The sequence below is a fragment of the Micromonospora sp. NPDC050276 genome (genome assembly GCF_044459545.1).
Taxonomy (GTDB): Bacteria; Actinomycetota; Actinomycetes; order Mycobacteriales; family Micromonosporaceae; genus Micromonospora.
Genome location: NZ_JBITJA010000007.1, coordinates 419,530 through 434,392 on the forward strand (window position 1 = coordinate 419,530; position 14,863 = coordinate 434,392).

At 70.3% G+C, this 14,863-nt stretch carries 16 protein-coding genes and 2 tRNA genes; 11 read left to right on the top strand and 7 right to left on the bottom strand.

Going from position 1 to position 14,863, the window contains the following annotated elements:
- Positions 1–164 precede the first annotated feature (164 nt).
- From ACIBF8_RS18445 to ACIBF8_RS18460, 4 genes are all read left to right on the top strand, one after another.
- On the top strand, positions 165–791 hold the full coding sequence (locus ACIBF8_RS18445) for a disulfide bond formation protein DsbA (protein WP_396784280.1): 627 nt from the start codon (positions 165–167) through the stop codon (positions 789–791).
- A 194-nt stretch (positions 792–985) separates the two neighbouring features.
- Positions 986–1,495 (top strand): hypothetical protein, encoded by a 510-nt coding sequence (locus tag ACIBF8_RS18450; protein WP_396784281.1) that lies wholly within the window; start codon positions 986–988, stop codon positions 1,493–1,495.
- 90 nt (positions 1,496–1,585) lie between these two features.
- The gene (locus ACIBF8_RS18455; protein WP_396784282.1) at positions 1,586–2,785 is read left to right on the top strand and encodes a DUF1015 family protein; all 1,200 of its coding nucleotides are present in this window, start codon (positions 1,586–1,588) and stop codon (positions 2,783–2,785) included.
- A gap of 87 nt (positions 2,786–2,872) precedes the next feature.
- Positions 2,873–3,340, top strand: a complete 468-nt coding sequence (locus ACIBF8_RS18460; protein ID WP_396784284.1) for a ribose-5-phosphate isomerase — start codon at positions 2,873–2,875, stop codon at positions 3,338–3,340.
- A 16-nt stretch (positions 3,341–3,356) separates the two neighbouring features.
- On the opposite strand, the gene ACIBF8_RS18465 is transcribed toward ACIBF8_RS18460, so the two are convergent.
- A complete protein-coding gene (locus ACIBF8_RS18465; RefSeq protein ID WP_396784286.1) occupies positions 3,357–3,692 on the bottom strand; it encodes a hypothetical protein in 336 nt (111 codons plus the stop codon).
- A 140-nt stretch (positions 3,693–3,832) separates the two neighbouring features.
- On the opposite strand from ACIBF8_RS18465, the gene ACIBF8_RS18470 reads away from it, so the two are divergent.
- A complete protein-coding gene (locus ACIBF8_RS18470) occupies positions 3,833–4,378 on the top strand; it encodes a hypothetical protein (RefSeq protein ID WP_396784288.1) in 546 nt (181 codons plus the stop codon).
- Positions 4,379–4,546: 168 nt separating this feature from the next.
- Here the strand turns inward: ACIBF8_RS18470 and ACIBF8_RS18475 are convergent, their stop codons facing one another.
- From ACIBF8_RS18475 to ACIBF8_RS18495, 5 genes are all read right to left on the bottom strand, one after another.
- Positions 4,547–4,813, bottom strand: a complete 267-nt coding sequence (locus ACIBF8_RS18475; protein WP_396784289.1) for a hypothetical protein — start codon at positions 4,811–4,813, stop codon at positions 4,547–4,549.
- Between the two features lie 67 nt (positions 4,814–4,880).
- On the bottom strand, positions 4,881–7,028 hold the full coding sequence (locus tag ACIBF8_RS18480) for a M14 family zinc carboxypeptidase (RefSeq protein WP_396784290.1): 2,148 nt from the start codon (positions 7,026–7,028) through the stop codon (positions 4,881–4,883).
- A gap of 419 nt (positions 7,029–7,447) precedes the next feature.
- On the bottom strand, positions 7,448–7,840 hold the full coding sequence (locus ACIBF8_RS18485; RefSeq protein WP_396784291.1) for a hypothetical protein: 393 nt from the start codon (positions 7,838–7,840) through the stop codon (positions 7,448–7,450).
- On the bottom strand, positions 7,824–8,015 hold the full coding sequence (locus ACIBF8_RS18490) for a hypothetical protein (protein ID WP_396784292.1): 192 nt from the start codon (positions 8,013–8,015) through the stop codon (positions 7,824–7,826). The genes ACIBF8_RS18485 and ACIBF8_RS18490 overlap by 17 nt, the downstream gene beginning before the upstream one ends.
- An 89-nt stretch (positions 8,016–8,104) precedes the next feature.
- Positions 8,105–8,178 (bottom strand) — tRNA-Gly (locus ACIBF8_RS18495).
- A gap of 319 nt (positions 8,179–8,497) precedes the next feature.
- Between ACIBF8_RS18495 and ACIBF8_RS18500 the strand changes: the two genes are divergently transcribed.
- The 6 genes from ACIBF8_RS18500 (at position 8,498) to ACIBF8_RS18525 (ending at position 14,032) form a co-directional block, all read left to right on the top strand.
- Positions 8,498–8,571, top strand: a tRNA-Pro gene (locus ACIBF8_RS18500).
- A 137-nt stretch (positions 8,572–8,708) separates the two neighbouring features.
- Complete coding sequence (gene tig, locus ACIBF8_RS18505; protein ID WP_396784293.1) at positions 8,709–10,055, top strand: trigger factor; 1,347 nt, start codon at positions 8,709–8,711, stop codon at positions 10,053–10,055.
- A gap of 220 nt (positions 10,056–10,275) precedes the next feature.
- On the top strand, positions 10,276–10,917 hold the full coding sequence (locus ACIBF8_RS18510) for an ATP-dependent Clp protease proteolytic subunit (RefSeq protein ID WP_007464111.1): 642 nt from the start codon (positions 10,276–10,278) through the stop codon (positions 10,915–10,917).
- A 10-nt stretch (positions 10,918–10,927) separates the two neighbouring features.
- Positions 10,928–11,590 carry an ATP-dependent Clp protease proteolytic subunit gene (locus ACIBF8_RS18515; protein ID WP_030333536.1) on the top strand — a complete coding sequence of 221 codons (663 nt, stop codon included), beginning with the start codon at positions 10,928–10,930 and terminating at the stop codon, positions 11,588–11,590.
- A gap of 210 nt (positions 11,591–11,800) precedes the next feature.
- Positions 11,801–13,096, top strand: coding sequence for an ATP-dependent Clp protease ATP-binding subunit ClpX (clpX, locus tag ACIBF8_RS18520; protein WP_366637519.1), 1,296 nt, complete (start codon positions 11,801–11,803; stop codon positions 13,094–13,096).
- Positions 13,097–13,234: 138 nt separating this feature from the next.
- Entirely contained in the window at positions 13,235–14,032 is a 798-nt protein-coding gene (locus ACIBF8_RS18525) for a carbon-nitrogen hydrolase family protein (protein ID WP_396784295.1), read from the top strand.
- A gap of 44 nt (positions 14,033–14,076) precedes the next feature.
- On the opposite strand, the gene ACIBF8_RS18530 is transcribed toward ACIBF8_RS18525, so the two are convergent.
- Entirely contained in the window at positions 14,077–14,301 is a 225-nt protein-coding gene (locus ACIBF8_RS18530) for a hypothetical protein (protein ID WP_396784296.1), read from the bottom strand.
- Positions 14,302–14,863 lie beyond the last annotated feature (562 nt).

The following is a 14,863-nucleotide window of genomic DNA, read 5'->3' on the forward strand; positions in this document are numbered from 1 at the left end:
TTTGCCTACCGCTCGTGACGGCCGGCCCGTTCGAGTCTTCCATGTACGGGCAGCCCGCGGTGGCCGAGGTCACGCTCTCATTCGGGTGCCGGTCGGTGCGCCGCGGGGTGAAGATTTCTGCAGACGCCGACCGTCGGCGCCACCCGTCGCGAAGGGACCTCACCGTGACCGATCGTGTCACCGCCGACATGTGGTTCGACCCGGCCTGCCCGTGGGCGTGGATCACCTCTCGCTGGCTCTTGGAGGTCGAGCAGGTCCGGGACGTGGACATCCGCTTCCACGTGATGAGCCTGGCCGTGCTCAACGACGGCCGTGACGAGCTGCCCGAGGAGTACAAGGAGTTCCTGAAGACCGCCTGGGGCCCGGTGCGGGTCTGCATCGCCGCCGAGCAGCGCTACGGCAGTGACGTGCTGCGCCCGCTCTACACCGCGCTCGGCACCCGGATCCACCTGCAGAAGCAGGAGCGGGGTCCGGAGCTGTACGTCGCCGCGCTCACCGATGCCGGCCTGGACCCGGCGTTGGCAGCCGCCGCCGACAGCACCGACTACGACGAGGCGCTACGGGCCAGCCACGAGGCCGGCATGCGCCCGGTCGGGCAGGACGTCGGGACCCCGGTGGTGCACGCGCCCGGCCCGGACGGCGCCCCGGTCGCGTTCTTCGGCCCGGTGATCACCCCGGCTCCGAAGGGGGAGGCCGCCGGTCGACTCTGGGACGGCGTGCTGCTGGTCGCCGGCACCCCGGGCTTCTACGAGCTCAAGCGCACCCGCGAGCAGGACCCGATCTTCGACTGATCCACGACCACCACGCGCCCCCGTCCGTGCTTCGTCAGCAGCTCGGACGGGGGCGTGTCGCGTCGGACGCCGAGTGCGGCCGTGGGGTCGCCGGGGAGTCGTGGCGTCACCGGTGGGCGGGCGGCGTCGTTTCCCTCGGTGTCCGCCGCAGCGACCCGCAGGGCCGCACGCCGCAGTTCGTGGAGGCAACCTCAATGGCCAAGCACCGTGCGTCCGGTGACGATCAGCTGACCGGGCAGGGGGTGATCGAGACTCCCGGCGCGGCCTACTGGTCCGTTGACGACTCCCGCTGGCCAACGGTCCGCCCGGACCTACCCGCCCACCTGGTGGATCTGCTCGCACCGCCCATCGTGGTGGGCGTGGCGCGGGTCCCGGTGACCTCCCGGCTCACCCCGCCCGCGTCGGTCGACCCGTTGGCGTCGGCCGTCGACGGCGTGCCGAGCGCGGTGCCGGCGCTGGTGCCGTCGGCGGCGGCCCCGGCAGAACCCGCGCCCCCACCGCCGGCGCCTCCGCGCCCGGTGCCGACGCCGCCGCTGAACCCGCGGCCCGTTCCGTCGCCGCCGCCCGAGCGTCCCGTGCCGGGGCCGCCGGCATCGCCCCGCCGCGCCGTGAACACCGGGCCGATCGGGACCGGTCGACGGGGCAACGGCGGGCCGGTGAGCGCGGGTCGGCACCGCCGGGGCGCCTCCGACCGGGCCAGCTGACCACCCGGGCCCTCGCCGGGCGCTTTCATCTGGTGGACGCCCCGCGGGTCCCCGCCAGCACCGACACGGTCGCCGGTAGCGTCAGTGGGCATGACGGTCGTGCATCCGATCTCCCGGGCCTGGGTCACCACTGGCGGCACCGGCGCGCAAAACTACGACGAGTTCGCCGACGACGCGGAGATCACCGCGATCATCGAGTCGAACCCGCACAGTGCTCTCGGCATCGAGATGCCGCATCGCGCACCGCAGAGCCTGGGCAAGTCGTTCCTCGACGCGCTACCGGACGCGGTGGCCCGCCTCGCCGAAGCCAAGGCCGACGGCAGCTACACCCCCGCCGAGCAGGTGGTGGTGCTCTACCGGATCAGCGCCCCCGGCGAGGAGCCGGCGTACGGGCTGTTCGCGATGGTGGACACCGACCAGATCTCCACCCGGGCCGATGAGCCGGGCCTGGTCATCCGCAACGAGGACGTCTTCATCGCCAAGGTGCGCGAGCGGGTGGCGTTGGCCGACGCGCTGGGTCACCTGCTCTCACCCGTACTCCTGCTGCAGACCGGTCGTGGCGACGAGCTGCACGCCGCGCTCGCGGCGGCGACCGAGACGGCCGGCGCGCCCGCCGCGACGGACACCGACCAGGCGGGGCGCACACACGCCATCTGGCTGCTCGGCCCCGGCCCGGAGCAGGCCACGCTGACCGCCCTCGCCGCTGGCGGGGAGCTGGTCGTCGCGGACGGCAACCACCGCAGCCTGGCCGCCCAGACCGGCGGGCTGCCGCGCTTCCTGGCCGTGGTCACCACCCCCGCGTCGGTGGCCATCCAGCCGTACAACCGGTTGGTCAGTGAGCTGACCACCACACCGGCCGAGCTGTTCGACCGGCTGCGGGCCGCGGGCGCCGAGGTCGAGCCGATCGACGGCCCGGTCGAGGTCCCGGCGGCCGGCGGCACCGTGCACCTCCGCGTTGCCGGCCAGGGGTACGCGGTGCGCCTGCCCGCCACCGCCGCCTCCCGCCTGGAGAACCTGGACCACGCCCTGGTTGAGCGGCTGGTGCTGCGCGACGCGCTCGGTCTGGACCCGGGCGACAAGCGGATCACCTACGTCGGCGGTGACTACCCGGCGAGCTGGCTCACCGGTGAGGTCGACGCCGGGCGGGCCGAGTTGGCCATCCTGATCGCGCCGGTGACCGTGGCGGATTTCGTCGCGGTCAACCTGGCCAGGGAGAAGATGCCCCGCAAGAGCACCTGGTTCACCCCGAAGGCGCGCGGCGGTCTGGTCGTCGCCGAGCTGCCGCGTTGAGCACCGCACCCGCGACCGTGTGACGAACTCGGCTCGGGGACGCCGCCCCTGTGACGTCCCCGAGCACGGCCTGACAGACTGCCCGGTATGCGCGTCTACCTGGGATCCGATCACGCCGGTTTCGAGTTGAAGGTGCACCTGGCCAACCACCTGGCCATGCAGGGTTACGACGTGGTCGACGTCGGCCCGCACGGCTACGACCCGGACGACGACTACCCCACGTTCTGCCTGCACACCGGCGACCGGGTGGTGGCCGACGAGACGGGCCTCGGGGTGGTCATCGGCGGGTCCGGCAACGGTGAGCAGATCGCCGCGAACAAGGTCGCCGGTGTGCGCGCCGCGCTGGCCTGGAGCGTCGAGACCGCCCAACTGGCCCGCCAGCACAACGACGCGAACGTGGTCGCGATCGGCGCCCGCCAGCACACCCTGGACGAGGCGACCGGCATCGTCGAGGCGTTCCTGAACACGCCGTTCTCCGGCAACGAGCGGCACGCCCGCCGGATCACCCAGGTGGCCGAGTACGAGCGGACCCGGGAACTGCCCGAGCTGCCCTGACTGTGAGGCTGGCCGCTCAGCGCGGTGAGTGGGGCAGCTCCTCACGGGGCACCCAGTTTCGACGTACGACCACCACCCGGGCCTCCGCCTCGGCCAGGTCGTCATCGTTGGGGCGGGCCGCGTCCCGGGCCCGCAGCGCGGCGCTCAGCCCGACCTGGGACGAGCCGGAACCGACCAACCCGCGCAGCCCCCGCTCACCGTCGCGCTCCTCGCCGACCCGCCGTCGCGGCGGCGGGTCGTCACCGTCGTGTACGCCCGGCGTGCTGGCCGTCGGGCCGTCTGCGCCCGGCCTGGCCGGCTCGGTGTCAAAGTGGTGGCGCAGCCGTCGCCGTCGTCGGTCGGGGTCACCCATCAGCCGACCGTACCCCGCCCGGGGTGTGCGGCGGCACCGCCGTGCGGCTTCGTGTCTCGGCCGGGGTCGGCGACCGATTTGCCGGCTGGCTACCCTCGAATCCAGGCGGTGCTGTTGCCGTCGGTCAGGGGGAGGACGAGATGGCAGACCAGACGCAGCCGTGGGCGGAGCGGACCGTGGAGGTGCCACCGCAGGCCGGCGTCGGGGTGCCGCCGCAGCGTGACGGGTTCCACCGGGGTGTCGCTCCGGTGGGTCAGCCGCGCAGCTCGCGGACCGAGCCGTTCCCGGTGGTCGAGCAGGAGCCGACCGGCACCGGCTGGCCCGGCGAACCGGCGCCGCGCCGCTCGCTGAGCTCGCGGATGGCGCAGTTGCGCCGTGGCGGTGAGTGGAGTTCGGCGGCCGGGCTCTTCGCGTTCGTGTGCTGGGGCATCTGGGCGTTGTCCGGCCAGGGGGACCTGAGCGGCCCGCTGCTCGTGCTGGTGCTCAGCCTGCTGGTGGCGGTCGGCCTGTTCGCCCTGTTCCGGCTGGTCGGCCGGGTGGTGTTGGAGCGGCAACTCGGTCGGGTCCGGCGCAGCGCACGTGGTGCCCACCTGGCGACGGCGGTGTTCCTCGTCGGCCTCGGTGTGGCGTGGCTTCAGCAGACCGACTGGGTCGTCTCGGCCTGGAACTGGATCTCCTCGAACTGATCCGGGGCGTGCACGGGCGGGCCGGTCCATGACCGCCCACCCGTGCACCCGGTCGTCTCCCCACCAGGCAAGGTCGCTGCTTACCCGGCCGGCCGCGGTTCATCCGCGGCCGGCCGTTCCGACCGGTACCTCCTTCGAGGGCTTGCGTGATCCCGATGGTGCGGCGGCTCAGTGGGTGCCGCCATTTCCCTTCGCGTCGGCTCGGGGCGACACGACCCGGGCGGCCGGATCCTCGACGCCGGGCTCGCCGCCGTCCGGGGCGACCACCCCGTCGTAGTTGTAGAGCGGTCGACCATCGTCGTGCTGCTTGGTGGTCTTGATGTAGCGGTGCATCAGGCCGTCGATCTCCACCTCGACGAGGGCTTCGCCGCCGGTGTCGTGGGTGCTGCCGTCGCGCGGCCCGCCGATCAGGTATGCCGTTGTCTTCGTGTCCATGCTGAAGCCCTACCCGGCCGGCGCCAGTCGAAAACGGGCGAAATGTCGACGCCGGCTCCGCCGCGCGTCAGCCGGCGGCCGCCTCGGCGGCGGCGTAGTCGCGGGCCACCCGGACCATCTCCACCAGCCCGCCGGCGTACTCCTGGGACTCGCCGTGCGCCTCGTCGAACGGCGGTTGGAAGCCGACGCCCTCCCACTGGCCGGTCGCCGGGTTCCACCGGTCGTTGCCGACCTCGAAGTCCCAGGCGAAGATGCCCAGCTCGTAGTAGAGCTGGTCGGCCGAGTTGCCGGCGGCGGAGTAGAGCACGTCGGCGACGGGCCCGGTCTGCGACGGCCAGGTGACGGTGCCGCGCTCCTGGGCGATGGCGCCGACGATCCGTCGGGCGCTGTTGAGGAACAGCGTCGACTCGTCGATCGACGGTCGAGGCAGGGTGATCCGGCCGTCGGCCCGGTACGCCCCCGGCGGCCACATGAAGTACCCGCCGTAGGAGTGCACGTTCATCGCGAACTTGATGTTCGGGTGGTCCTGGGCGAGCGCGATCACGTTGCCGCTCTCCGCCTCGGACAATTCGGCGGTGCCCGCGTAGGTGCCGGACAGGCAGTTCGCGCTGGCGCCCACGTACCCGTCGAAGTAGGACCCGACGGTGTAGTTGCGGTTGAGGTCGACGCCCCACGAGGTGCGGTTCTTCGGGTCGCGGGCCGCCCCGGTGCAGTGGTTGACGAGATTCTTGCGCTGGAAGTTGAAGTCGTGGAACGAGTAGTTCGCGCCGTCCGGGTTGACCGTCGGGATGACGAAGATGTCGACCTGCTCCAGCAACTCACGGGTGGCCGGGTCGGTCCGGGCGTTGGCCAGCATCCGCTCGGCGAACTCCAGAGTCACCAGTGGGGTGGCCCACTCCCGGGCGTGTTCCTGGGAGTACGCGAGCACCCCGACCCGGGAGCCGTCCCGGTGTACGCCGAGGCGCAGCGCCTGCACCGTCCACGGCCGTGTCGGCACCTCGGTGCCCTGGAGGCCGTCGTCGAGTCGGGTGGGGCCGGCGGCGGGCATCGGCAGCCCGGCCGAGCCGTCCTCGACGGTGGCCCGGAACCGGTCCGGCTGGCGGGCGTTGATCGCCGCCGCGACCTCGTCGGTGGTGCTCACCGTCTTGCCGGCGGTGTCGGTGGCCAACGAGACGGTGAGGACGCGATCGCGGTAGCCGACGGTCAGCGGTCGGTTCGCCCGGCCCGGGTCGACCGTCCGCACCTGTACGCCGTTCATGTTCTGGTCGCCGAAGCGGACCGACTCGACCACCACGGCCGCCACCGTCGGGTCACCCAGGTACGCGGCGGCGGTGCGCCGGTATCCCTGTGTCTTGTTCGGCAGGTCGATCACGTCCACCAGGTCCCGGTACTGGCGGGCCAACCGCTTGATCCGCGCCTGGATGTCCACCGGCGTCAGGTACGCGTCGATGAAGTCCTTCTGGTAGCCGGCCGGCAGCGGTGGCGGGGAGGCGTTCGGCCAGAGCGTCGGCGTGACCGCCCGACTGACCCCGCCGAGGCTGGAGGTGGCACTGAGCTGCACCGGTCGGCTCGGCACCGGCTGGGGGAGCGCGTAGTGGTACTGGTACTCGCCGGAGTCCTCGAAGCGGAACAGCGGGAACGAGCCGGTGGCGCCGTCCGCCGTCCGCCAACTGACGGTGATCTCCACATCGGGGTCGTCGGTGGCGGTGGTGGCCACCTGGGCCTGCAGGAAGGTCTGCCCGGTCGCGGTCCACCAGTACGCCTGCTGCACCTGGAGGGTGTCCACGGCCGCGGCGTTGGTGGACCGCTGACCAGCGGCCGGCGTACGCAGTCCGGCGGCGGTACGGGCCTGGGCCGCGCGGACGCTGTCGGCGTAGTGCCGGTTGCCGTCCCCGGCGCGCTGCACGATCTGCACGGCCGTGGCACCCTGCTCGGTCAGTTCGGCGAGCTGCGTGCCGCTGAGCACCAGGTCGGCGAGGATCCGGCCGTCCCGTGCGCGGGGCCGGTTGGCCAGATCCGCGCCGGTGGCGACGAGCCGGTCCAGCTGGGCCTGGTCGCGGAGCTGGACCCGGACCAGGGCGGTCTCGGTGGCGCTCAGCGTGATCGGGGCGGCCGGGGCGGCGGGTGCGGCCGCCCCGGAGGCGGGATGGGACAACACTGCGCTGAACAGGATCGCTGTGGTGGCGGCAGCTGTCCACCGTCGTCGGACGATCATGTGCCCTCCTGTGACGGACGTCGATGTGCTTGGTCCTTACACCAGTGCATAGATCGACACCTGTCAAGGTAGGGATCTGCGCGCTCCGCGCCTTCCGACGTAGCTGGCCCGGGTTAGGCTGGCTGATCTTCGAAATTATGTGGCGTCGCGGGCTGCACCAGCGGGCATCCCCGACCGCGATAGCCAGCACACCCGACGGCGTGCTGGTGCGCGAACGCTCGACCCGGTTGGTCTGTCTCGATCCGGCCGACGGCGTGGCCCGGTGGGAAGCTCCGCTGCGGGGCACGGACGCTGTGACAGGTCCGTCCGGGTTCGGGGACGGCGGGCGAGTTCTTCCGGCACGATCGCGACCTGGCCCCTGCGGGGATCATTCACCTGGGCGTTGCTGTGCGCCAAGAGCCAGTCTCGGGACCGGCACGTCAACGGCGTGCCGTGAGGGGCACCAGAATGAGGACGGCAACGCCCAGCGCGGTGGCGCCGACAGCCCACCACCAGAAGAAGCCAGAGAACACCGAGGCGATCAGGAGCCCCACGCCGAGGCCGGCCAGCAGGCCGAGTGCGAACAGGACCCGTGGGGGTAGGGCGAGGTGCGGCAGGCGTCGTACCACCAGCACCTCCAGCCAGGTGCCGCCCACCGTTAGCAGTGCGGCGCCGGCCCCGTCCACGGCGGACAGCCCGTGACCTTCGCTGAGGGGCACGAGGACCCTGCCCTCGTCACCCGCCGGGACGAACAGAACGAGCACGCCGGCGACGATGAGCAGAGCGGCGGTGACGACCTGCCGGCGTGGGGCGTTCTCAGCATCGGGTGACATCGCCACAGTCTCGTTCGTCCACCATCGTCTGAACAGCAGCCGGATCGGCGACGGTGCCCGCCTGGCCGGCGGCGTGCGCGGCATGGCGTGCGGCCCCGCGCAGGTCGCGGGCCGCGCCCACGGCATGACCGCCCGCGGTGCTGAGGCGGGAGTTCCGCACCTTCGGAAGGATCATGGCTGGCCGCTTTGTTTCGAGGAGCGACCGGACCTTCGGTCCTAGCATCGTGTGCGCCAGAGTGGCCTCCGACCTGGGCCGGAAGGCGGTGGAGCGGGCGAAGGGAATCGAACCCTCGTAGTCAGTTTGGAAGACTGAAGCTCTACCATTGAGCTACGCCCGCGTGCATCCCACCGAAGCAGAACGCGCCTACAGCGTACCCAATGCCACTGCACGGCGTGCAACCGCGCCACCGCCCCGCGACGCCGCGTCGTCTCAACGTCGTGGCTCAGCGCCTCCAAGATCCACACAAGATCAGGGATGTGGCGGTCTCCTCGCGCCGTGAGGCCACAACATCCGTGGAGTTGTGCGGATCTTGAGCCTTGTGCGGATCTTGGCGTCGGGGCGCGCGGGCGGAATGATAGCTTTCGGGGGTTGTGTCCGGGTGGGGGATGCCCCGGCACCACCTGAGGCGTGGCGACGGCATAGACTGCACGTCGCCACGGGGTGTGGCGCAGCTTGGTAGCGCACTCGCTTTGGGAGCGAGGGGCCGTGGGTTCAAATCCCGCCACCCCGACTGTCGTCCGCGATCGGGCCGCACCGGGTGCCGCCCAGTGCGGCGCCGGGCGATGCCGGAGCGTCAGGCCGGCTCGCCTACACTCGATGGGCTGAATCACGCCCAGACTCAACTGAGATCCGTCAAGGAGTACGCCTGTGAAGAGCACCGTCGAGACTCTGAGCCCGACGCGCGTGCGGCTCGCCATCGAGGTGCCGTTCGTCGAGCTCGAGCCGAGCCTCAAGAAGGCGTACCGGGAGATCGGTTCGCAGGTCCAGGTCCCGGGCTTCCGCCGGGGCAAGGTGCCGACCGCGGTGATCGACCAGCGGGTGGGCCGGGGCACCGTCCTCAACGAGGCGGTCCAGGAGGCCATCCCGGAGAACATCCTCGCCGCCGTGCGCGAGCACGACCTCAAGACGCTGGGACGCCCCGAGGTCGAGATCACCGAGTTCAACGACGGTGACTCGCTGAACTTCACCGCCGAGGTCGACGTCCGTCCGGAGATCACCATCCCGGACGCGACCACCATCGAGGTGACCGTCGACGAGCTGCAGATCGACGAGAGCGAGATCGACGAGCAGGTGAAGAACCTGCGGGAGCGTTTCGCGACCCTCAAGACCGTCGAGCGGGCCGCCGTCGAGGGCGACTACGTCCAGATCGACCTCAACGCGACCGTCGACGGCGAGGACGTGCCGGGCGGCCAGGCGAGCAACATCTCCCACGAGGTGGGCAGCAAGCAGCTTCTGCCGGGCCTCGACGAGGCCGTGGTCGGCCTCGCCGCCGGCGAGAGCACCACCTTCACCACCCAGCTGGTCGGCGGCGACCTCGCCGGTCGGGACGCCGAGGTGGCGGTGACCGTGCGCACGGTCAAGGAGAAGGAGCTGCCGGAGCTGAACGACGAGTTCGCCCAGATGGCGAGCGAGTTCGACACGATCGAGGAGCTGCGCGGCGACCTGCGGGCCCGGGTCACCCAGGGCAAGCAGGTCGAGCAGATCTACGCCGCTCGGGACAAGGCCCTGGCCCAGCTGGTCGAGGCCGCCGAGATCCCGGCCCCGGAGGGTGTCGTCCGCGAGGAGGTCGCGAGCCGCAAGCAGGCGATGGTCGACCAGCTGGAGCGGATCGGCGCCTCGATGGAGGAGTACCTCGCGGCCGAGGACAAGACCGAGGAGCAGATCGACGCCGAGCTGACCGAGGCGGCGACCGAGGGCGTCAAGGTCCAGCTCCTGCTGGACACGCTGGCCGACGCGGAGGACGTGCAGGTCTCCGACGACGAGTTCGGGCACGAGATCGTGCACCGGGCGCAGCGTGCCGGGATGGCCCCGCAGCAGTACTACGACCAGCTGGTGCGCTCCGGCGCGGCGGCCGCGGTCTTCGGCGACGTGCGGCGGGGCAAGGCGCTCGCGGCCGTCATGGAGCGGATCACGATCAAGGACTCCGCCGGCAACGGGATCACCCTCGACGCGCTGCGCGCCGCCAACGAGGCGGAGCACAACCACGACCACTGATCGTCGGGTGCGGCCGCCGTCCGCCGCTGAGCGGTGGATGGCGGCCGTTTCCCTTTCCGGGGTACGCCCGGGCAGCAAGCACTGCCGGGTACGCCCGGAAGCCCGCGCCGCGGGTACGCCCGACAGCTGCGCTGAGAGCGAACACTGCCCCGACCGGGACTCTGCCGCCCCGCACAGCGGTTAGTGTCGGGAAAGACGGTACGGAGAGCGAAGGGCTGCCATGACCGACATGCACATCCCCAAGAAGTCGCTCCGGGCGATTGACGCGCGCGGTGGCGACTCCATTGGCAACCTCGACGACTCGGTCTACAACCGGTTGCTCAAGGAACGCATCATCTTCCTGGGCAGTGAGGTGACCGACCAGGTCGCCAACCGCATCTGCGCGCAGCTGCTGCTGCTCGCCGCGGAGGACCCGGACCGCGACATCAACCTGTGGATCAACTCGCCGGGTGGCTCGGTCTACTCCGGCATGGCGATCTACGACACCATGCAGTTCATCGACAACGACGTGTCGACCGTGGCGATGGGCATGGCTGCCTCGATGGGTCAGCTGCTGCTCTGCGCGGGCACCAAGGGCAAGCGGTACGCCCTGCCCCACGCACGGATCATGATGCACCAGCCGTCCGGTGGTCTGGGCGGCACGGCGTCCGACATCGCCATCCAGGCGGAGCAGATGCTCTACACGAAGCGGATGTTCCAGGAGCGGGTCGCGCACCACACCGGTCAGAGCCAGTCGCAGATCGAGGCCGACTCGGACCGGGACCGTTGGTTCACCGCCCAGGAGGCCATGGACTACGGCTTCATCGACAAGGTGATCATCGGAGCCGCTCAGGTTCCGGATGGCGCCGGGACCCTGAGCTGAGGAGCTGACGATGACCGATCTGAGCCTGCCGCCCCAGTTCGCGGCCGTGCACAACCGTTACGTGCTGCCGTCGTTCGTCGAGCGCACGTCGTACGGGGTCAAGGAGTCGAACCCGTACAACAAGCTCTTCGAGGACCGGATCATCTTCCTCGGCGTCCAGGTGGACGACGCGTCGGCCAACGACGTGATGGCCCAGCTGCTGACGCTCGAGGGCACCGACCCGGACCGCGACATCATCATGTACATCAACTCGCCGGGTGGGTCGTTCACCGCCATGACGGCGATCTACGACACCATGCAGTACGTCCGTCCGGACATCTCGACGGTCTGCCTCGGGCAGGCCGCCAGCGCGGCGGCGGTGCTGCTCTCGGCGGGCACGCCGGGTAAGCGGATGGCCCTGCCGAACTCGCGGATCATCATCCACCAGCCGGCCACCGAGGGCGGCTACGGGCAGGGCTCGGACATCGAGATCCAGGCCCGGGAGATCCTGCGGATGCGTACGCAGCTGGAGGACATGCTGTCCCGCCACTGCAACCGCCCAATCGAGCAGGTCCGCAAGGACATCGACCGTGACAAGATCATGACGGCCGAGGAGTCCAAGGAGTACGGGCTGGTCGACACGATCCTGACCAGTCGTAAGAAGGGCTTGCTGGCGGCCAACGCCGCCCGCTGAGCAGTACCGGGTCAGAGGTTGGCCGGGGCTTGAGTTCCCGGCCGACCTCTGACACACCCGTTTTGGGGGTCGGAGAATGCCCCGCCAGCGGGTAACGTCGGGTCCGTACCGCTTCGCCGGTTGGGCCGGCGGGGCGAACTAAGCCGGGCGGCGCGCAGCGTCCGCAGGTCAGGGCCGGGTCTCCGGCCGATGAGTGCAGGGAGAACGTAGGTGGCACGGATCGGTGACGGCGGCGACCTACTGAAATGCTCCTTCTGCGGCAAGTCGCAGAAGCAGGTCAAGAAACTCATCGCGGGCCCAGGGGTCTACATCTGCGACGAGTGCATCGATCTCTGCAACGAGATCATCGAAGAGGAGCTGGCCGAGTCCGGCGAGGTGAAGTGGGAAGAGCTTCCCAAGCCGATGGAGATCTGCCAGTTCCTCGACACCTACGTCGTGGGGCAGGATCAGGCCAAGAAGGCGCTCGCCGTCGCGGTCTACAACCACTACAAGCGGATCCAGGCTGAGGCGGCTGGCGCGCCAGGCTCCGGCAGTGACGCCGTCGAGCTGGCCAAGTCCAACATCCTGCTGCTCGGCCCGACGGGGTGCGGCAAGACCCACCTGGCGCAGACCCTTGCCCGGATGTTGAACGTCCCGTTCGCCATCGCCGACGCCACCGCGCTGACCGAGGCGGGCTACGTCGGCGAGGACGTGGAAAACATCCTCCTCAAGCTGATCCAGGCCGCCGACTACGACATCAAGCGCGCCGAGACCGGCATCATCTACATCGACGAGGTCGACAAGATCGCCCGCAAGTCGGAAAATCCGTCGATCACACGCGACGTCTCCGGTGAGGGCGTGCAGCAGGCCCTGCTCAAGATGCTTGAGGGCACGGTGGCCAACGTGCCGCCGCAGGGTGGCCGTAAGCATCCACACCAGGAGTTCATCCAGATCGACACCACCAACGTGCTGTTCATCTGTGGTGGCGCGTTCGCCGGCCTCGACCAGATCATCGAGTCCCGCACCGGGCAGGGCGGCACCGGCTTCGGCGCCCGCCTCCGGTCGGTGTCCGAGCGGTCGACCGATGACATCTTCAGCCAGGTCATGCCGGAAGACATGCTCAAGTTCGGGCTGATCCCGGAGTTCGTCGGCCGACTGCCGGTGATCACCAACGTTCGCAGCCTGGACCGCAGCGCACTCGTGCGGATCCTCACCGAGCCGCGCAACGCCCTGGTCCGGCAGTACCAGCGCCTGTTCGAGCTGGACGGGGTCGAGCTCGAGTTCGACGAGCCAGCGCTGGAAGCCATCGCCGACCAGGCGATGCTGCGGGGCACCGGTGCCCGTGGTCTGCGGGCCATCATCGAGGAGGTTCTGCTCTCCGCGATGTTCGAGGTGCCGAGCAACCCCGACGCCGCCCGGGTGCTGATCACCCGCGAGGTCGTCCTGGAAAACGTCAACCCCACGATCGTGCCGCGCGAGTTCACCGGCCGTCGGGCCCGGCGGGACCGCGAAGAGAAGTCCGCCTGATCCTCCCCGCGTCACGCCGGCCGTCCGATCCTGACACGGCCGGCGTGATCGCGTTCGGCGGTGCTTGTCCCGCGACCACCCGCACTGGCGAGACGGTGGCGCTGTCCGTGAGCGGCCCTCCAGCCGTACCCTTTGCTCATGCGCGTCGCCGTCTGCCAGCTGAACGCCCGGGACGACCGTAAGGCCAATCTGGCGGCCGCGGAGGCCCTGCTGGAGCGCGCCGCCGCCGGCGGCGCCGACCTCGCGGTCCTCCCGGAGTACGTCGACTACCTCGGCCCTGCCACTGGGCTGCCCGACCCGGAGCCGGTGGACGGCGAGGTGGGCAGCTTCTTCGCCGGGGTCGCCCGGCGGCTCGGGATCTGGCTGGTGGCCGGCTCGTTCCACGAGGCCGGCCCGGATCCGGACCACACCTGGAACACCTCGCTGGTCTTCGACCGGTCCGGCAGCCTGGCCGCGAGCTACCGGAAGATCCATCTGTACGACGTGGAGATCCCCGGTCGGGTCTCCTACCGGGAGTCGGCGAGTGTCGCGCCCGGGGCCCAACCGGTGGTGGTCGACGTCGAGGGGCTACGGGTCGGTCTGTCGATCTGCTACGACCTGCGCTTCCCGGAGCTGTACCGGCTGCTCGCCACGGACGGGGGCGCGCAACTGCTGGTGGTTCCGGCCGCGTTCATGATGCACACCGGGCGGGACCACTGGGAGGTCCTGCTGCGGGCCCGGGCCATCGAAAACCAGTGCTACGTGGCGGCGGCCGGCCAGACCGGCGACCACGATCCGGGTCGCACCTGCTTCGGGCGCAGCATGGTGGTCGACCCGTGGGGGAGTGTGCTCGCCCAGGTGCCGGACGGCGCGGGGGTCTCCGTCGTCGACCTGGACCTCGATCGGCTCGCCGCGATCCGGGCCGAGCTGCCCAGCTTGGCCAACCGGCGGCTCTGAACCCTGACCTCTCGGCTCCGGCCGAGACCTCTTGGTTCTGAGCCTCAGCCTTCGAGTAGGACGCCGATCACCGCGAAGCCGGCGATGGCTGCCGCGGTGACCAGCAGCGCCGTGGTCATTCGGGACTTACCCCGTCGGGCCAGTCGTCCCACCGACAGCACGAGTACGACCAGCACGAGCGCGCCGATCACCACCTGCCAGAACGACCCGAGCAGGCCGAGCAGCGCCTCCTCGGCGAACACCGTGGCACCGCGCCCGGACTCATCCATGTCTGACACTCTGGCACGTCGAGGCGGCCTGCGTCCTCGGCTGTGCCGGCGACCGTTACGGGTGGCTCGGTCGAACCAGTGATGAACCCTGATTTGCCTTCTCCGGGCTGTCCGCGTAACTTTCTCTCTGCACGGGGGAGGCCGGACAAACCGGCCGAGAACGGGCGCCAGGCTCGTGGCGGGAACGCCGAGCGAGACTGAGGATCGGGCGGTGCGGAACACTCCGGATACGGGGTTGCGAACGCGAAGCCGACCGGGTAGAGTTCTGAAGCCGGCAGGAGCCGGGCGGAGAGCCGCGAAGCGGCGATCGGCCGGTCTGCGGCTTCCCACGATAGAAACGACCGCCGAATTCGGCGTGCGTCATCGTGGATCCGGGCGAGCCACATTGATCACCTCAAACACGAGGTTGACAATGAAAACTCGACCAAGTAGGTTTGAGCGGTTGCCCCGAAACGGGGTTCCACTGAGGTGGGGCTTCTGGTCGGTGTGTGGTTGTTCTTTGAGAACTCAACAGGGTGCTTGTAAAGCCAGTGCCAATTATGATTTATACCCCGGACTGGTC